17 protein-coding genes, 1 tRNA gene and 1 riboswitch are annotated in these 18,346 nt (G+C 54.7%); of the genes, 12 read left to right on the top strand and 6 right to left on the bottom strand.

Translation table 11 applies throughout. The annotated features are described in order from the left end of the window. Nucleotides 1-9 precede the first annotated feature (9 nt). The 3 genes from FN808_RS00795 to hslO form a co-directional block, all read right to left on the bottom strand. Nucleotides 10-1,155 (bottom strand): DmpA family aminopeptidase, encoded by a 1,146-nt coding sequence (locus FN808_RS00795; protein WP_142712884.1) that lies wholly within the window; start codon nucleotides 1,153-1,155, stop codon nucleotides 10-12. 79 nt (nucleotides 1,156-1,234) lie between these two features. After that, a complete protein-coding gene (locus FN808_RS00790; RefSeq protein WP_142712632.1) occupies nucleotides 1,235-2,536 on the bottom strand; it encodes an NAD(P)/FAD-dependent oxidoreductase in 1,302 nt (433 codons plus the stop codon). Nucleotides 2,537-2,543: 7 nt separating this feature from the next. Next, nucleotides 2,544-3,449: an Hsp33 family molecular chaperone HslO gene (gene hslO / locus FN808_RS00785; RefSeq protein WP_246068249.1), complete on the bottom strand. Its 906-nt coding sequence runs from the start codon at nucleotides 3,447-3,449 to the stop codon at nucleotides 2,544-2,546. 416 nt (nucleotides 3,450-3,865) lie between these two features. On the opposite strand from hslO, the gene recJ reads away from it, so the two are divergent. From recJ to FN808_RS00765, 4 genes are all read left to right on the top strand, one after another. After that, a complete protein-coding gene (gene recJ, locus FN808_RS00780) occupies nucleotides 3,866-5,587 on the top strand; it encodes a single-stranded-DNA-specific exonuclease RecJ (protein WP_142712631.1) in 1,722 nt (573 codons plus the stop codon). Between the two features lie 65 nt (nucleotides 5,588-5,652). Then, nucleotides 5,653-5,728: transfer RNA gene (locus tag FN808_RS00775), tRNA-Phe, on the top strand. 266 nt (nucleotides 5,729-5,994) lie between these two features. Next, nucleotides 5,995-6,252, top strand: coding sequence for a type II toxin-antitoxin system RelE/ParE family toxin (locus tag FN808_RS00770; protein ID WP_142712630.1), 258 nt, complete (start codon nucleotides 5,995-5,997; stop codon nucleotides 6,250-6,252). 30 nt (nucleotides 6,253-6,282) lie between these two features. Beyond that, nucleotides 6,283-6,585: a HigA family addiction module antitoxin gene (locus FN808_RS00765; RefSeq protein ID WP_142712629.1), complete on the top strand. Its 303-nt coding sequence runs from the start codon at nucleotides 6,283-6,285 to the stop codon at nucleotides 6,583-6,585. Between the two features lie 26 nt (nucleotides 6,586-6,611). Here the strand turns inward: FN808_RS00765 and FN808_RS00760 are convergent, their stop codons facing one another. The 3 genes from FN808_RS00760 to FN808_RS00750 are packed head-to-tail and all read right to left on the bottom strand — an operon-like array spanning nucleotide 6,612 to nucleotide 9,792. Further along, nucleotides 6,612-7,604: a YhdH/YhfP family quinone oxidoreductase gene (locus FN808_RS00760; RefSeq protein ID WP_142712628.1), complete on the bottom strand. Its 993-nt coding sequence runs from the start codon at nucleotides 7,602-7,604 to the stop codon at nucleotides 6,612-6,614. Beyond that, a complete protein-coding gene (locus FN808_RS00755) occupies nucleotides 7,601-8,968 on the bottom strand; it encodes an aldehyde dehydrogenase (protein WP_142712627.1) in 1,368 nt (455 codons plus the stop codon). The genes FN808_RS00760 and FN808_RS00755 overlap by 4 nt, the downstream gene beginning before the upstream one ends. Continuing rightward, complete coding sequence (locus FN808_RS00750; RefSeq protein WP_142712626.1) at nucleotides 8,965-9,792, bottom strand: SDR family oxidoreductase; 828 nt, start codon at nucleotides 9,790-9,792, stop codon at nucleotides 8,965-8,967. Before FN808_RS00750 ends, FN808_RS00755 begins: the two co-directional genes overlap by 4 nt. Nucleotides 9,793-9,895: 103 nt before the next feature. Here FN808_RS00750 and FN808_RS00745 point away from each other — a divergent pair, with 103 nt between their 5' ends. From FN808_RS00745 to thiS, 8 genes are all read left to right on the top strand, one after another. Further along, a complete protein-coding gene (locus FN808_RS00745; RefSeq protein WP_142712625.1) occupies nucleotides 9,896-11,563 on the top strand; it encodes a DUF2339 domain-containing protein in 1,668 nt (555 codons plus the stop codon). A gap of 75 nt (nucleotides 11,564-11,638) precedes the next feature. Further along, nucleotides 11,639-13,303, top strand: a complete 1,665-nt coding sequence (locus FN808_RS00740; protein ID WP_142712624.1) for a M20/M25/M40 family metallo-hydrolase — start codon at nucleotides 11,639-11,641, stop codon at nucleotides 13,301-13,303. A gap of 197 nt (nucleotides 13,304-13,500) precedes the next feature. Further along, nucleotides 13,501-14,073 (top strand): DsbA family protein, encoded by a 573-nt coding sequence (locus FN808_RS00735; protein ID WP_185958180.1) that lies wholly within the window; start codon nucleotides 13,501-13,503, stop codon nucleotides 14,071-14,073. Nucleotides 14,074-14,211: 138 nt separating this feature from the next. Next, nucleotides 14,212-14,307, top strand: a riboswitch (TPP riboswitch). 48 nt (nucleotides 14,308-14,355) lie between these two features. Continuing rightward, nucleotides 14,356-15,399 carry a thiamine-phosphate kinase gene (gene thiL / locus FN808_RS00730; RefSeq protein ID WP_142712622.1) on the top strand — a complete coding sequence of 348 codons (1,044 nt, stop codon included), beginning with the start codon at nucleotides 14,356-14,358 and terminating at the stop codon, nucleotides 15,397-15,399. A gap of 3 nt (nucleotides 15,400-15,402) precedes the next feature. After that, on the top strand, nucleotides 15,403-16,242 hold the full coding sequence (gene thiD / locus FN808_RS00725; protein WP_142712621.1) for a bifunctional hydroxymethylpyrimidine kinase/phosphomethylpyrimidine kinase: 840 nt from the start codon (nucleotides 15,403-15,405) through the stop codon (nucleotides 16,240-16,242). 25 nt (nucleotides 16,243-16,267) lie between these two features. Then, complete coding sequence (tenA, locus tag FN808_RS00720; protein WP_142712620.1) at nucleotides 16,268-16,942, top strand: thiaminase II; 675 nt, start codon at nucleotides 16,268-16,270, stop codon at nucleotides 16,940-16,942. 46 nt (nucleotides 16,943-16,988) lie between these two features. Continuing rightward, nucleotides 16,989-18,098 carry a glycine oxidase ThiO gene (thiO, locus tag FN808_RS00715; protein WP_142712619.1) on the top strand — a complete coding sequence of 370 codons (1,110 nt, stop codon included), beginning with the start codon at nucleotides 16,989-16,991 and terminating at the stop codon, nucleotides 18,096-18,098. A gap of 21 nt (nucleotides 18,099-18,119) precedes the next feature. Next, entirely contained in the window at nucleotides 18,120-18,323 is a 204-nt protein-coding gene (thiS, locus tag FN808_RS00710; RefSeq protein WP_142712618.1) for a sulfur carrier protein ThiS, read from the top strand. Nucleotides 18,324-18,346 lie beyond the last annotated feature (23 nt).

The following is an 18,346-nucleotide window of genomic DNA, read 5'->3' as shown; positions in this document are numbered from 1 at the left end:
GCGTGGTAGTCACTCCGTCCCCGGCACCCTGCCGTACCTTTCCATCATGGAGAGCACACTATCAACGGGGAGTGCTTCAATGGTATGTCCGTTACGCCCGCTCATTGTTTCTGCATGAAAAAGAGAATTGATGATGGCTTCTTCAGTGGCCTCGATGGCCGCCATGAAGAGCGGGGAAAGGGCATCGCTGCGCAGTACCCGCTGGTCCTGGAGCCTCTTCTCCGACCGGTAGGGAATGCGGACCGATTCTGCGGTGGAAAAGGCAATGGCATAGTCGCCGCTCCCATTGGAGGCGATACCGCCTGTTTTGGCCAGTCCCAGTACGGCCCGCTTGGCCAGCCGTTCGAGGCTGCGGGCATCCATCGGAGCATCAGTGGCGACGACAATCATGCAGGACCCGCCGGGTGATTCGTTCAAGGTGCCGCTCAGGTAGTATTTCCCCAACTCCTTTCCGACGGGAACACCCGCAATCTGCAATACGCCTCCAAAGTTACTTTGTACCAGTACGCCCACCGTATATCCGCCGTACCGGCCCGGAAGGAGACGGGAGGCGGTGCCGATGCCGCCCTTGAATCCAAAGGCGACGGTGCCCGTGCCTGCGCCGACATTGCCCTGGGGCACCGCACCACCCCGGGCTTTTTGGAGAGCCTGGATCACATCCGTTCTGCTCACATGACGGCCGCGAATGTTATTCAGGTAGCCGTCATTGGTTTCGCCGACCACCGGGTTGACGGAATAGACCTCTTCATTGCCGGGCAAGCCGAGCGTATACTCGATGAGCGCATCAGCGGCAGTAGGGACGCTGAGCGTATTGGTGAGAACAACCGGTGTTTCGAGGGTACCCAGTTCACGCACTTGGGTCGATCCGGTCAGCTTGCCGAAACCGTTGCCTACATAGACAGCCGCAGGCGCTTTCTGCTGGAAAATATTGCCGGGGTGAGGGAGGATGGCGGTGACGCCCGTTCGGATATCCTCGCCTTTGATAATGGTTTGGTGTCCCACCCAAACCCCGTCCACATCGGTGATGGTGTTGTTGGCCCCGGTTGGTAATACACCAATACGGATGCCGTAGTCCCTGAGATTTTGGTCCTGGGCCGACAGAAAGTCGGGACAGCCGAACAGTAACAGGAATGCAGCGATAGCGATGTGTTTCATCAGTAGCATAAGTATTGATAACGTTGGCGTACTTGCGGGGAGTCCCTGCAAGTATGGGCCAGGAGCCCGCATGGCCCGGTCAACCATGGAGGTTCGTTGTTTGTTCCTCATTTTCATCTTCTCCTTTCTCACTCTTTCGGTCGGTGATCAGCCGCACTCCCCGGTTGAAGGTGAGGTAATGCCACATCCATTCCACAAATACCCGGAAACGATTGCGGAATCCGATCAGGAAGAAAATGTGTACCACCGACCAGAGAACCCAGGCAAAAAAGCCGCTGAACTTGAATCCCCGGATGTCAGCCACCGCCTTGGCGCGGCCGACGGTGGCCATGGTGCCTTTGTCGGTGAAGGAGAAGGCGCTTCGCTGCGGTTCCCCCCTAACTTCCCTTTTGATGAGGTTTCCCACAAAGTCACCCTGCTGCAGGCCGACGGGCGCCAGGGCCGGAAGCGGCTGGCCGTCCTCATCCTTTTTGTGAGCCGCGTCACCGATGACAAAAATGTTCGGATCTCCCGGTATCGAGAGGTCCTCCTTCACCATTACGCGTCCGGTACGGTCCTGCTCGGTTTCAAGGGCTGCCAGCAGGGGGGAGGCCGCCACGCCCGCGGCCCAGATGATATTGGGGGTTTCAATAGTACCTTCGGAAAAAGAGACCCTGTTTTTTCGGATATCAGTGACCGGGGTGTTAAGCAGCACCCGAACGCCCATTTTTTCCAGGGTTTTGCGTGCCTTTTCGGCCAGTGACTCGGGGTAGCCGTTGAGGATGCGGGGAGCAGCCTCCACCAGGAAGATCCGCGTTTCATTCTTGCTGAAGGTGGAATAGTCGCGCATCATGTTGCGTTTTGCGATTTCTGCAATGGCGCCGGCCATCTCCACCCCGGTGGGGCCCCCGCCGATGACGACGTACGTCAGGTAGGGTTCGCGCAGTTTGGGGTCCTGCAGCTGTTCGGCCTCTTCGAGCGACATCAGGATACGCTCGCGTACCTGCAGGGCATCACCGATGGATTTCAGTCCCGGTGCATGCCTCGACCACTCATCATGGCCAAAATAATTATACTGCGCTCCGGGGGCCAGCACCAGATAGTCGAAACTAATTTTTTGCCCCTTCTGCAGTTCCACGTATCCTTGTTCCCGGTTGATAGCCGTTACGGTGCCGAGCAGCACCCGCAGGCCCCGCCGCTGGCCCAGGATGGCACGGATCGGCGTTGCGATATCACCCGGGGAGAGAGCCGCAGTCGCTACCTGGTAGAGAAGCGGTTGAAAGAGGTGGTGATTATTGCGGTCAATCAGGGTGATGTCGACATCAGTTTTCTTGAGCTTTTTGGCGGCGGATATGCCGCCGAAGCCTCCGCCGACAATGACGACATGCTTGCGGTTTGCCATGACACTGTCAATTCATTTTTGCCTTTGTTTGCATCAGCAGTTCTTTGATTTCGCTTTTGGATACCTGGTACTGTTCATTACAGAAGTGGCACACCAGTTCCTGTCCCTCGTCGCTGATCTCCTGAAGGTCCTCCGGGCCGAGCATCGCCAGCGCACTGATAAAGCGATTGCGCGTGCAGCGGCAGAAAAAGTCTACCGGCTGCCGGTCCAGTTCCTTGACAGGATCCGGTTCCATAATTTTAGCCATGATGTCATCAATGTAGTAACCACCGGCCAGGAGTTCGCTGACAGGGTCAAAATGAAGCATCTTCTGCTGGATCTCATCGATGCGTCCTTCGGGGGCATCGGGCATTCGCTGTACCAGTACGCCTCCGGCCTCCGTGATAGCCCCCTGGTCATCAAGGCCCACGTCAAGCAGAACGGCTGACGGTACTTGCTCGGACTGAACCATGTAATAGGCCACGTCGTCGGTTACATTGCCCTTTACCAGCTCAATGCTGCTGGTGCGCGGTTCGGCTTCATTATACAGGGTTTTGCGGACCGACAGCACCCCCACACCCAGTCCGTCGCCCAGGCTTGTTTGATCGTCGCTGTAATTGAGTTCCACTTCGGGGTTCTGAACATAGCCGCGAATTTCGCCCACACGGTTGGCTTCCGCTACCAGCAGCCCTACGGGGCCCTTGCCCTCAAGACGCATCTGGATACGCTCCTCCCCCTTCAGTTCGGAAGCCATGAGCATCGTGGCCGTCAAGGCACGGCCCAGTAAAACCGTATTAAGCAGCGACAGGTTGTGTTTCTTCCGGGCTGTCCTGACCACATCGGTGGTTTTGACGACCGAAATTTTAATATCACCGTGCGCGCTGATGCCTTTGATCAGCCGGTCTTTTTGAGCAAAATCTTCTTTCGAAATCATAAGGGAAAGTAGTTAGAAGTCGTAGTAATGAAAATGAAAAGGTTAAGGTTGTAAACGATCTGGGGACTTGTTTCATATGTCATACCTGCAATCCACTGCGTTTCCAAACCCGTAATATCGCCAATAATCTCTAAAAAGTTAATGGTCCGTCTGTATGCGAGTGGTGAATTTTGCGATAGTCTAAACACTTTTTTCCACGGGTACATTCAATGCAGATGCGGAATCGTGAAGGAACACCGGTGGCTTCGGCACTTTGAGGCTCCTATTTATATGATGATTTTTATCTTTGAAATTGTATCTTTATAGAAGCGGATTTGTTTCATCAATCACTTATCTTCCGCAAGTTGCACGGCTACACGGCCTGACCGCCGGTATGCTGTTTATGACAAAAAACAAAAAAACAGATAACAATAATTATGTCTTTCCGATGGGTGTATTCGAAGCCCGACAACGAGCAGACTGTATCTGCCTTGCAGCAGGAGCTGGGTGTTCCCGAAATGGTGGCCCATCTGTTGGCACTGCGCGGGATTGATTCTTATGAACGGGCAAAATCATATTTCAGACCTAAATTAAAGGATATCCATAATCCCTTTCTGATGAAGGATATGGAGGCCGCCACCGAGCGGCTGGCCAAAGCCATCCGGGGACGAGAACGGGTGCTGGTGTACGGCGACTATGATGTGGACGGCACTACTTCGGTTTCCATGCTGTACCTTTTTCTCAGGGAGTTTGGCGTTTCCGTGGACTTCTACATCCCGCATCGATTCAAGGAGGGCTACGGCATCAACCCGGAGGGCATCAACTATGCCGCCGAGATCAATGCCGATCTCATTGTCTCTGTTGACTGCGGCATCACCGCAGTGGAGGAAGCCCGCCAGGCCCGGGAGCAGGGGATCGACCTTATTGTGTGCGATCACCACAACGTGGGGGATACCATCCCGGATGCTGTTGCGGTACTTGATCCCAAGCGTTCGGATTGCGACTATCCCTTTGACGGGCTGTCCGGCGCGGGGGTCGGTTTCAAGCTGCTGGAAGGCACGGTGCAGAAACTGGGGCTGGGAGAGGAGGTGGCCTACAAATTTCTTGACCTGGTGGCCATCTCCATTGCGTCTGATATTGTGCCCATGGTGGATGAGAACCGGATTCTCATGCGCGAGGGACTCAAGCAGATCAACAGCACTCCGCGGGCGGGACTGAAAGCGCTGGCGAATCTGATTAACCTCAATATCGGGTCCATCACAACCTCGAACATCGTGTTTTCCATTGGCCCGCGCATCAATGCGGCGGGACGGATGGGCGATGCGACGAAGGCGGTGCAGCTCCTGATTGCGGAGACGCCGACCGAAGCGAAAGCACGGGCGCATGAGCTGGAAAGCATTAATGTTGCCCGCCGCGATGAGGACAGCCAGACCATGGAGGAAGCCAGAACGATCGTTGATGAGGAGTACGACCTGGATAAGATTTCCTCGATGGTACTGCATAATCCCGACTGGCACCTGGGCGTGATCGGAATCGTGGCCTCCCGCCTGGTGGATACCTACGGGCGCCCGGCGATTATGCTTAGCACCGTGGACGGCAAGATCAAGGGGTCGGCCCGCAGCATCAAGGGCTTTGATATCTACGAAGCCTTCAAGGAGTGTGAAGACCTGCTTGAACAGTTCGGGGGACACAAGTATGCCGCCGGCCTGACCATCGCCAAGGAAAATTACGAAGCCTTCTGCAAGCGCATCAACGAGATCGCGTCCCGGCGGCTGACGGATGAAGACTTCAAGCCCGAGCTGGCTATCGACTGCGACCTGGATCTCAGTGATGTGGACATGCGTTTCTGGAAACTGCTCAGCCAGTTTGAACCGTTTGGGCCGGGCAACCTGCGGCCCATCTTCGTGAGCCGGGATGTGCGCGTGGTCGGGGTGCCGACGATCGTGGGTTCCGGGCACCTCAAAATGAAGGTCGCCCAGAACGGCTCTGGCGCCTTCGATGTCATCGGATTCAACATGCACGAGTACCTGCCTGTGGTGCGCAATGAACAGGACCAAAAGCTGAATATCGCCTACTCGCTGGAGGAAAATCACTGGAACGGCCGGCGGACCCTGCAGCTGCGCCTGCGCGATGTGCAGCTGAATAAAGAAAAAATATAGAAATTTGGTTCGGCTCTTTGTATATAGCCGAAAAGATTTTATATTTGCGAACTCTTAGCGCAAAAGGGACTGTAGCTCAGTCGGTAGAGCACACGACTGAAAATCGTGGTGTCGGCGGTTCGATTCCGCCCGGTCCCACCAAAAGCCCTGTAACTCTCCCTGAGTTGCAGGGCTTTTTTTTATGGTACAATATAGGTACAACAATATTGGATTGGGTAAGCTTCCCTATTTTTCGGACCACTCAAAAGTAGAAGATTTCGGTTAGGTTAGCAGTTCTGTTGGTATTTGTACCCCAGCGACTTTTTGGGTCGTCTAATATAAGTTGACGTTTAAAATACGTTGAGAATTCCGTTGGAAGAAGGTTCTTAAAAGCTATGTTGTTACGTGTTACATAGCAAATAACACATATGATACGTTCTTTTAGTGATAAGCAGACGGGAACAATTTTTAATCGGGGACAGGCAAGGAAGCTGCCTCCGGAGATTCTCAAGCGGGCAAAGCGAAAGCTTTTGCTTATTCACACCGCCAGTTCTCTGGATGATTTAAAAGTTCCTCCTGGAAATCGGCTGGAACAACATTCCGGAGATCGCTTGGGACAGTGGCGCATTTGTTTTGAGTGGCACGAAAGTGATGCATACAATATTGAAATAGTGAATTATCACTAGAAGGTAGCTACTGTAAAACAGCCAAAAGCCATGACTAACCAACCTTTTATACCGCCCATTCATCCGGGGGAAATCCTGAAAGAAGTATTCTTAGATTCTATGGGTGTTTCTCAGCGAGCCTTTGCCCGAAGCATTGATGTACCCGCCAACCGGGTTAATGAAATCGTTAGGGGAAAACGAAATATCACTGGTGATACGGCTATCCGTTTTGGATTAGTTTTAGGAACCAGCCCGGAAATGCGGCTTAGACTGCAAGCACAATATGAGCTGGAAAAAGCCCGGGATGAAAGTGATCCGGATCTCGGTAAGAAAATTAAGCCAGTTGTGGTTTAGATTGCTTTAGGTATCTGCGGGATGCTTTAATGTTTTACCACAACGCGGCCGACCTGTCCGCCCTCCAGGATCTTATCAATTTCAGTGCTGAGCTCGTCGAGCGAACACTCCCGGCTGATCTCCTCCAGGTGCCGGGGTTTCCAGCTGGTGGCAAGGTGCTCCCACAGCTGCCGGCGAAGCCTCATGGGGCAGTTGCCGCTGTCGATGCCGGCCAGGGTGATGCCGCGCAGAATGAAAGGATAGACGCTGGTGTGAAGTTCGCCTCCCGCTACATTGCCGCAGCAGGAAACGGTGCCGTTCGGCTGGGTCTGCCGAAGCGCCGTATCGAGCATGCGGCCGCCGACAGTGTCGATGGCCCCGGCCCACCGGCTGCTGAGCAGGGGACGGCCGCTCTGGTCCTGCACTTCATCCCGCTGGATGACGGAATGTGCCCCGATCTTTTTGAGGAAAGAGGCCCGGTTTGTCTTGCCGGTGGCCGCAGCCACCTCGTAGCCCAGCCGTGCAAGGATCGAGATGGCCATGGTCCCCACTCCGCCGGTAGCCCCCGTCACCAGTACGTCACCGCCGTCGGGCTTGACCTGATGTTGGCGCAGATGGTGCACCCCGATGGCTGCTGTAAGCCCCGCAGTGCCCAGGGCCATGCTTTCGCGGAGGGTCAGTCCCTCGGGCAGGGGGACCACCCAGCTGGCGGGCACGCGGATGAACTGTCCGAAGCCGCCGGGGGTGTTTTGGCCCAGATCGTAGCTGGTCACAATGACGCGGTCTCCCTGGTGGAAGCGGGCATTCCTGCTCTTTTGCACTACCCCGGCAGCATCAATGCCGGGGATGTGCGGGTACTGCCGGGTAACTCCCTTGTCTCCGGAAGCCGAGAGGGCGTCCTTGTAGTTGAGGGAGGAGTAGTGCACGCGTACCAGTACTGCGTGTTCGGGCAGCTGATCGACCGGCCATTGGCGGACGGATCGGTGGAATTGGTCATCGGCGGTTTCTTCGACAACGAGGGCTCGGAATGTATTAGTCATAGGTATGAGGTGATTTTTTTCAGCCATTTGAGTTTATCGCCGTAGGGCGGGTAGCGCATCGGGATATCCAGCCAGGTTGACCGCTTCATGACGCTTTTCTGGTGAGAGAACAGCTCGAAGCTGCTTTTGCCGTGGTAGCTTCCGAAGCCGCTGTTGCCGATGCCCCCGAAGGGGAGGTCCAGGTTGCCCAGGTGCGCCACGGTATCATTGATGCACCCGCCTCCAAAAGGAATTTCTTCAATAATCCGGTCCTGCATTTTCCTGTCAGTGGAAAAAAGGTACAGCGACAGCGGTTTGGGATGATCCCTGATGGCACGCAGGGCACGGTCAACCTGCCGGTAGGTGAGTACGGGCAGGATCGGGCCGAAGATCTCTTCCTGCATCACGGGGTCCTGCCAGCTTATATCGGTCATGACAGTAGGAGCAATATAATGATCTTCGGCTCTGGTTCGGCCGCCGGTTACAATCTTATCCGGGTCCAGAAGCCCCTTCAGCCGGTTAAAGTGTTTGCGGTTGATGATGCGGGCAAAATCGGGACTTTCAGCCGGATCAGGCCCATAAAAAAGGTCGATCTGCTTCTTCATCAGCTCGCAGAATTCCGGGGCCTGTGATTCGTGGATATAGGTATAGTCGGGGCTCACGCAGGTTTGACCCGCATTGATGAATTTACCCCAGCTGATTCGCCGGGCGGCAAGCTCGAGGTCGGCTGTCCGGTCGATAATGGCGGGCGACTTCCCTCCCAGTTCAAGCGTAAGGGGCGTGAGCTGTTCGGCCGCGGCCTGCATGATGATTTTGCCGACCCGCAGGCCGCCGGTATAGAAGATGTAGTCCAGGGATTCAGCCAGCAGCTCCTGTGTGGTATCCGCACCGCCCTGCACCACATGCAGGTACCCGGGGTCAAAGTTTGGGTTTATGACGTCGGCCAGCAGGGATGCAGTGTTTGTGCTTACCTCCGAGGGTTTCAGGATGGCGCAATTCCCGGCGGACAGGGAGCCAAGGACAGGGCTCATCGAAAGCTGGAGGGGATAGTTCCATGCACCAATCACCAGCGTCACGCCGTACGGCTGGGGGTATACATAGCTTTTGGATGGAAAGGTAAGTAGCGACTCACTTACTTTTCGGGGCCTGCTCCAGTCCTTTAGGTGGGTGGTAAAGTAGTCAATTTCACTGTAGAGAATAAGCAGTTCGGTGCCATAAGTCTCAAAAGAGGGTTTGGCGAAGTCGGCGCGGAGAGCTTCGATAAACTCCTTTTCATACTGCTGAAGCAGGGCCTTGAGCTTTCGGAGCTGATCGATACGAAAGCCGGGGTCCCGGCTTTTCCCCTCTTTAAAAAAAAGGTGCTGGCGTTCTGCGATCTTTGTCATAGCTTTTTCTGGGTTCTTCCGGTGAAGGTGTCCATGGAATGGTAGACGCGGAACAGCTTGCCGGCCACGTAGTCAAAGGCCCGTGCCGGGAGGATGCCCCGGAGAAAGGGTACCAGCCTGACCATGAAAGGAGCGCGGAGGATAATACGGTTGTCTTTCACGGCACGGATGATACGGTGGGCGATATCACCGGGATCCAGCAGCGGGGTGAGCCGCGGGGGACGTACGCCGGCGAACATCCCCGTGTCGATGTAACTGGGTTCGACCGTGGTCACGCGAATATCGGCCTGCTGCTCTTCCAGCTCCAGGCGAAGCGATTCCGACCAGCCGATCATCCCCCATTTGCTGGCCGCATAGACAGCCATGCCGGGGTTGGGCATCAGGCCGGCCGCGGAGGCGATGTTTACAATATGGCCGGACGGCTGCCTGCGCATATCGGGAAGGAGGGTCCGGGTTACATGCATGGCGCCCAGCAGATTTATTGCTACGGTCTGCCGGATCTGTTCATGGGAGAGCTGCTCGAAGGGTCCACCCACCACGATACCAGCGTTGTTGATGAGAATATCGACTGCCGACAGGGCTCCGGCCAGCTGTTTGCCGGCCTCGGTAACCTGCTCTGCTTTGCTGATATCCACCTGCTTTGTGATAAGCTGGGTCGGGCTGCCGGCAAATTCATCACCGAAAAGCTTGTCGGCGGTTGACTCGTTTATATCCCAGATGGCAACAGCGGCGGCCTGTTCCCGTATGCACTCTTTGGCCATGAGCAGACCTATGCCGCTGGCGCCTCCTGTAATTAGAACATTTTTATTTTTGAATGAGCTCATAAGGCTGTATTGTTATTCTGTCAAAGTATCACAATTATGTACAGCGTATGGCATGGAAGCGCAGCGTGCGCACGTCTATTCGTTCTCATAATAGCTATTAACAATGTCTGATCAAAGCAGGGAAGAGTTAGAGGACAGGCTTTGCCGTCTTGAACAAAAGGTGGAAATGCTTGAAAAACGTTTGAACGCCACAGGGGAGCAGGTTCCCCCCGCCGGCACCTCAGACAAGGGTCAGGCAGAAGAGGAGGGCACCGGTCCGTTTGATCGCCGGTGGGCGACACTGGGGAAGATCCAGTTCGGGGAGCAGTGGCTTAACCGTATAGGGATGGGGCTTCTGCTGTTCGGCGTGGTATTCCTGTTTAAATATTCCATTGACCAGGGATGGCTTGTTCCACCGGTGCGCAGTGCCATCGGCCTGGGCATCGGGAGCCTGCTTCTGGGAACCGGTTTTGGGATGCGTGAATCCATGCCCCCTTTCCGGCAGGTGCTGCTGGGAGGGGGCATTGCGGTTTTGTACATCACCGGCTTTGCCACCTACCAGCTCTATGATTTTGTGCCGGACATGCTGACTTGGGCGTTCATGGTTGCGGTCACCCTGCTGGCATTGTCGCTTTCGCTGCAACAGAATGAACCCATCCTTTCGGTGACGGGGATGCTGGGTGCACTGGGCACGCCCTTTATGCTCTACAGTGGCTCCGGCAGCATTGCCATGCTGATGGGGTATACCACCCTGGTGATGGGAGCCGGGGCGGTTATTTATTACCAGAAGGGATGGGCATCACTACTTTGGAGTATGCTGGCCGGCGGACTGGGGATTATGGGGGTTGGCGTGGTAGCTTCGCTGTTTATGGAACCTGCAGCAACCCTGTCGGACCACTGGGTGCTACAGGGCGGCATGGCAGTTTGGGCACTGGCAACCTGGGGCACCGGGGTGGTGCACGCTGTTGTTCGCGGGAAGAAGGCTCCCGGTACCACCGTGCACTTGTCGACCTTCTGGATATTCCTGTGGCTGCTCCCGCTCATGGCGGCCCACTGGGATCTCTCCCGGCCGGGGCTGGCCCTGGTCGCTTTTGGTTTTGCAGGCATAGGCGCGGTCGGTTACCTGCAGCTGTACCAGAAGAACGCCCATCCTCTGGCGGCATCGCACGGTTTTATGGCGCTTATCATGCTTACGGCAGGAGTGGTATTGTATTTCAACGGGACACTTCTGTATGTGCTTCTGACGGCTGAGGCCGTGGCGCTGCGGTATGTGGCTCGCCGGACATACGATCTCAGGGTTGATGCCGGAGCTCACATTCTTTTTGCAGCAGTTGTCATTTGGACGGCACACAGCCTGCTGAACAATGCAGGCCTTGACAGCCGGGCCGTGGCACAGCTCATTTTTCTTGTTGCCGGCGGTACCATCATTCCGCACTGGCTGGAGCAGGCCGATATGAAGCTGGCCTATCGTACGCTCATCTACCTGGTGGTGCTCCTTTGGATACACCAGGTGCTGGCGGGTCTGCCGGATGGACAGGCCTGGGTTTCCGTGGTTTGGGGGCTGTATGCCTCCGGGCTGCTTATTACAGGGTTCCTTCAGGATCAGCAGAAGGTCCGCCTGGCGGGGATGGCAACCGTTTTCCTTGTCGTGGGCAAATTGTTCCTGGTTGATCTTTCCCAGCTGCCGGCGCTCGGGCGTATTTTGCTCTTTATTGGAGTTGGCGGTGCGTTTGTTCTCCTTGGGTACTATCTCCAGTCGAGATGGAGCAGCGGTGCGAACTCGGAAACATAGCTTGGCAATACTACAAAATGCCTGTACCTTGAGGTAAAACAAAAATCATAGGTGAACAGCAGTAAAAGGAAGGCGATGAAAAACTTTTTCCCGGTTTTATGGATGCTTGCCCTCATCATGGGGTGCATGCGTTCCCCCATTGAGGAAGTATCGGAAACGATAACAGAAGAAAGCCTGATGAGGCCCATCAAGGTCTTGTCCTCGGATGAGTTCCAGGGACGCAGTACGGGTACGGCCGGTGAGGAAAAAACAGTTGACTATCTGGTGAGCCAGCTCAAAAAATATGGTCTCAAAGGAGGGATGCCGGATGGAGGTTATGTGCAGGAGGTTCCGCTGGTGGGACAGAAGACGTCTGAAGAAGCCCGACTGACCATCTCCAAAGATGGACGTATCATTCATACCTTCGATTACTATGCCGATTTTATGGCCTGGCCCAGCAACCTGGAGGGAGAAGTGACCATCGAAGACGCCCAGCTGGTGTATGTGGGCTATGGCATCCAGGCTCCCGAGGAGAACTGGGATGATTTCAAGGAGGCGGATGTGAAAGGAAAAGTGCTGGTTGTCAAGAACAGCGATCCCGCCGGTGACCCGGAGCTGTTTAAGGGAAATACGCGCCTGTATTACGGTCGCTACGATTACAAGTATGAGAAAGCCCGCGAGATGGGAGCGGCCGGGGTACTTATCATCCACACCACCCCCACGGCTGGCTATGGATGGAATGTTGTGGCGAACGGGTGGAACAGGGAACAGTTCTACCTTCGGGGCAACGAGGAGATGAAGGGTGCACCCACGAAGTTTAATGGGTGGCTGACCGAAGAGGCAAGTTCTGAGCTGTTTAAAAGTGCAGGACTTGATCTCAAAAGCCAGCTCGAGGCTGCTGAGGATCGTTCGTTTACTCCTGTGCCCCTGGAGGGGCTGTCAATGCATCTGGACCTTTCGGCCACCTACCGCGAAAAAAATGCGAAAAATGTGCTGGGGCTTCTTGAGGGCAGCAGTAATGAACTCAAGGATGAGTACGCGGTGTTTACGGCTCACCATGATCATCTTGGGATAACCAAGCCGGTAGAGGGCGATTCCATCAATAACGGGGCGCTCGATAATGCCGCCGGCGTCAGTGCGGTGCTGAATCTGGCGCGCTCTTATCAGAAGCTGCAGCCGCAGCTGAAGCGCAGCCTGCTCTTTTTGTTTGTCGGGGCCGAAGAGGTGGGGCTGCTGGGAGCCAAATACTGGGCGGCGCATCCCACGGTGTCCCCGGGCAGGGTCACGGCGAATATCAACCTGGATGGCATGAATGTCTATGGCAAAACCAGCGATATCGTGCTGGTGGGCTATGGCCGCAACAGCGTGAGCGACGTGATAGAAGAAGTGGCAGCCGAGCAGGGGGTGGAGGTGAAAGCCGATCCCCATCCCGATCGCGGCTATTTTTACCGGTCCGACCATTTTGCCCTGGCCAAGCAGGGCATTCCCGCTATTTTTCCCAATGCCGGCACGCAATATGTTGACAAGCCGTCCGATTATGCAGCCACGGTGGACAGCCTGCAGAATGCCAACTACCATACGGTCAACGACGAGGTGAACAACTACTGGGACCTCAGTGGCATGGTGCGTGACGTGCGCCTGTTTTTCCAGGCTGGCTACCGGATGATCAACGCGGAGCGGATGCAGACCTGGAGGCAGGGGGATGAATTTAAGCAGAAGCGGCTGGAGATGATCGAGCAGGCGGATTCAGCTGCGGATTAAAGGCAAGAATCGTTTACTCTTTTACGTACAAAAAGCTATATTAATCCGAATTCAGCATTGGGTTCGCCCTTCGGTTCCGGCAAGGGGGAGTATCGTGCGCCTGGTTTTTCTATTGTCGGAAACGGGTTTATATTAGCAGGTAAATTAAAACAAGCATTTTTAGCATCATGATTTTAAGAAGCAAGAATATACTTTTGATGGCACTGGCTACACTCTTTTTGATAAGCTGCCAGAATTCTGATACTGAGGCCCAGTCATCCGCCTCGGCTGATTCCGACAAGCTGATTATTACGGAATACAGCGATTACCAGTGTCCGGCCTGCGGTTATTTTCATCCCATTGTGGAACGGTTAAAGCAGAATATGGGGGATGATATTGAGTTCCGGATGCGCTATTTCCCGCTCAACAGTCACCGTTATGCAGCCCTTGCGGCCCGGGCGGCAGAGGCTGCCAGAAACCAGGGCAAATTTTATGAAATGCACTCGATGCTCTTCGAAAACCAGGAACAGTGGTCCCGATCTTCCAACCCGGCGATGGCTATTGTGAACTATGCGCGTGAAATCGGGCTGGATATGAACCAGTTTACCGATGAATTGAATGCCGCTGAAACCCAGGAGGCCGTTATGCAACAGCGGCAGGAAGGCGTAAGCAAGGGGGTGAATTCCACGCCGACCTTCTTCATTGAGGGAGAAAAGGTGGACCCGCTTCCCAAGAGCTACGAGGAATTTGAAGCTATCATCCAGAAGCACCTGGAGCAACAGCAGGGCTGATGGCTTTCAGAATATAATTTTGCTGTACCGCGGGGCTGGGACGAGAAGCCCGGGTTGCCTGCGGGCAGGCTGATTTGTAAACAGTGGTTGCAAAGAATGGGATAAAAGGATAGCTTGGTTTTAAACAAATAATTTATTGCTTGTCGTTAGGAGTGCTGCAGTATCGTGGCTGAGATAACATCCTGACTACCTGATCTGGCTAAAACCAGCGTAGGGAAACGACAAATCTACCGGTATAGATTTTCCCCTGCCTCTCCGGCGGCGAGCAGCATAACCAATAGTATGGCTGATTCGTCACCACAACCTCCCAAAACCATAGCTGATCTGGGCGAAGAGCAGATTATCCGCCGTTTTGCGGATGCTGTTCTGCCCGAGGATACTCTTGGCATCGGCGACGATTGTGCCGTCGTGCCGGGTGTGCAGGGGCAAAAACAGCTGATCAGCACTGATTTGCTTATAGAGGGAGTTCATTTCAAAAGAAAAACCATCGATCCTGAAGACCTGGGCCACAAGGCACTGTCGGTCAATCTTCCCGATATCGCAGCCATGGGGGGCTGGCCCGATCACTTTTTCCTTTCGCTGGCACTGCCCGGAAAGCTGCGGGTGGACTGGCTTGACAGTTTTCGGGACGGGCTGCTGGAACGGGCAGGGGAATACGATATTCCGCTTCTTGGCGGTGACACGACCCGGTCTGAGCACGATGTTGTGGTTTCTGTAATGATAATCGGCCATGTGAAATCCGAGCACCTGAAACTGAGAAGCCAGGCACAGCCCGGCGACCGGCTGTGTGTGACGGGCCCGCTGGGTGATTCAGCTGCGGGACTGTCATTGCTGGCACATTCCCGTAAATTCCAGTCGTTATCCCAGGCTCACCGCAGGTACCTGGCCGGCCGGCATTGCCGTCCCCGTCCCGAAATGCATGCCGGCCGCTGGCTGGGACAACAGTCTTCGGTACATGCCATGATAGACCTTTCCGACGGGCTGCTCAGCGATGCCCGCCACCTGAGCCGGCAGAGCCAGTGCGGTATCAATATTGCACTGGATAAGCTCCCCTTGTCCCCGGCATTCGAGGCTTTCGGCCGTATTTACGGCAGCCCGGAAGAGGTCCGGGAGCTGGCAGCGGCAGGGGGTGAAGACTATTGCCTTCTTTTGACGGTAGCCGGCAGGCATTATGATCGGCTGGCCCGCCGGTTTGAAGAACGGTTCGGCCGGCCGCTGCATGTCATTGGTTCCGTCGCTTCAGGTCCCCCGGGCCTTTATACCTTTCACAACGGGGAGCGGGTACAGATCCGCCGGCAGGAATTCAAACATTTTAATCAACCATAGAATATGTCATCAAGCACCGAAAAACGATCATACCACCGGGTATTGACCATAGCTACTTCCGATAGTGGAGGAGGAGCCGGCATTCAGGCCGACCTGAAAACATTTTCTGCGATGGGCTGTTACGGAATGTCAGCCCTGGCGGCTCTGACGGCCCAGAATACCCATGAAGTGCGGGGCATCCATGCACTTCCGCCCGAATACGTTGCCCTGCAGATCGACACGGTCGTAGAAGACCTGGGGGTGAATGCAGTCAAGATCGGGATGCTGTTTAATCAGCGGATTATGGAGGCTGTGGCCGACCGCCTGAGCTTTCACGACATTGAACGGGTGGTTCTGGATCCGGTAATGGTGTCCCAGAGCGGGGCGAAGCTCATTGAGGATGATGCGGTAGAAGTTCTCAAGCACACGCTTTTTCCCCTTAGCGCCATGATAACCCCGAATCTGCCGGAGGCGGAAACACTGCTCGGTATCGAAATTGAGAATCGTTCGAAGATGGAACAGGCCGCTCGCTCTCTGCTGCGCTTCGGTTCGGGGTCGGTGCTGCTTAAAGGAGGCCATTTTGATGATGAGCAGAGCCTGGACTGCCTGGTATTGCAGGAGCCTGATGAGCAGGGCAGGGACATCTACTGGTACGAGGCGGAACGGGTAGCAACCGACAACACCCATGGAACGGGTTGTACGCTCTCATCGGCCATTGCTTCCGGATTAGCCAAGGGGAAAACCTGGCCGGAGGCGGTGGACAATGCGAAAACATATATTACGGGCGCTATAGCAGCCGGCAGCCGGTATGATATCGGGAAGGGCGGCGGACCGTTGCATCATTTTTATCAATTCTGGGACTAGTATTCATTCAAAAGAACAGGGACAGATGAAATTCACAGATCAACTTTGGAAGGAAATTGAACCTATTTACAAGGCCATACTGGAGCTGCCGTTCATTACGGAACTCACAGCCGGGATCCTGCCGGAGGAGGTGTTCTTATTCTATCTGAAACAGGATACGCTTTATCTTGCAGACTTTTCACGGGCCCTGTCACTGGCAGGGGTACGGTCGCAGGGTTCGGATCATATGAATAGTTTTTTCCGTTTTGCCGCGGATGTAGCCGTGGTGGAGGGACAGCTGCATGAAGAATATTACAGGGAATACGGGGTGGCAATGGACGCCGAAAAATCACCTTCCTGCTTTGCCTATACAAATTTCCTGCTATCCACGGCTACAACAAAAGACAACGTCATCTCCATCGCAGCCCTGCTCCCCTGCTTCTGGATATACCGTGAAGTGGGATTGGAAATTTATAAACAGGCTTCTAAGCACAATCCCTACAGCGACTGGATCAATACCTATGCGGGGGAAGATTTCAACGAGGGGGTCAATGAGGCTATAAGCATTACCAATGCTGTTGCAGAACAGGAGCCCGAGTACAGGAGGGAGCAAATGTCGGATGCGTTTGTGAAGTCGACGGAACTGGAATGGATGTTCTGGAAGAGTGCGTATGAACAGGAACAATGGCCGCTTCGTGAAGCCTATAATTTTAAAGGCTGAGGTTTGGAATGGAAGGATTATTAACAGCATATAGAGGGGACAGAATATGAATATAGGCATTATTGGCGGGGGCATTATTGGGCTCGGCATCGGCTGGCAGCTGGTACGCAGGGGGCAGGACGTCACCCTCTTCGAGCGGGATACAATTGGAGAAGGGGCAAGCAGAGCCGCTGCGGGCATGCTGGCGCCCTATGCCGAAGTGGGGTTTGAAGAAGTGCCCCTGATGGAATTTAGCCGGAAGAGCCTGCACTTGTATCCGCAGTTGTTGGATGAACTGTCGGAACAGGTGGAGGAAGCACCTGTGTTTGACCAGTGTGGAACGATGATGGCAGGTATAGACCGGGACGATACGGAGTATCTGAAGCGGCTGTATGATTTTCGCAGGGAGCTGAACTTAAGTGTGGAACTTCTTACCGGTACGGAAGCACGGGAGCGGGAACCCCTGCTGTCCCCGAATGTGGTATCAGCCCTGTGGCTGCCCGAGGATGCCCAGGTTGACAACCGGAAACTCCTTCACAAGATGAAGGAGGCCTTTGAAGGGGCGGGAGGTGTTCTGAAAGAACATACTGCGGTCCGGAAGGTACAGGTGGATGGGTCGATGATAACGGGCCTGAGAACGGGAAAGGAAGCGTTTGAATTTGACAATGTGGTCTTGGCTGCCGGCTGCTGGTCGCAGCAGATTGGCGGGATCCCCGGGCCGATCCGCCCTCCGGTGCGCCCGGTAAAAGGTCAGATTATCACGCTGGAAAAGACCGATGATTGCCCGCTGAAGGGGACCGTACGCTCCCCGCGAATGTACATGGTGCCCAAGGAGGACGGTACGATTCGCCTGGGGGCGACCTCGGAAGAGAAAGGATTTGACACCCGTCCCACGGCCGGGGGACAAAAAGAATTGCTGGAACACGGCTGGGAGATGGTGCCCTCGATTTTTGATCTTCCATTTGTGGAAGTCATGGCCGGCCTTCGTCCTGCGAGCCGGGATCATCGGCCGGTCCTGGGGGAATCCGATATTAATGGGTTATATTATGCTACCGGCCACTACCGTCACGGTATCTTGATGGCACCGGTGACAATATATGCGATGGTTGAGGAGATATTGAATGAGGACGGGTCGGAGCTGTTGAATCCCTTTCGTCCCCAGCGTTTTAATAATTGACAACGTTAAAAGGAGATCATTATGAAATTGACGATAAATGGAGAAGAGGTCGAAACGGATACAGAAACCTTGAGTACACTGCTTCAGAAGTTTGACATGAGCGGTTCAGAGAAGGGCATTGCCGTTGCTGTCAATGATACGGTAATCACCCGGGACCAGTGGAACAGCTATCAGCTGAACAGCGATGATCATATAGAGATCATCCGGGCCACACAGGGAGGATAATATTCACCTTAAGCTAAGCATAC

Source organism: Fodinibius sediminis, assembly GCF_900182555.1.
In the GTDB taxonomy this organism is placed as follows: domain Bacteria; phylum Bacteroidota; class Rhodothermia; order Balneolales; family Balneolaceae; genus Fodinibius; species Fodinibius sediminis.
Note: the sequence above shows the minus strand (reverse complement) of the source record. Positions and strands in the feature narration are given on the sequence as shown.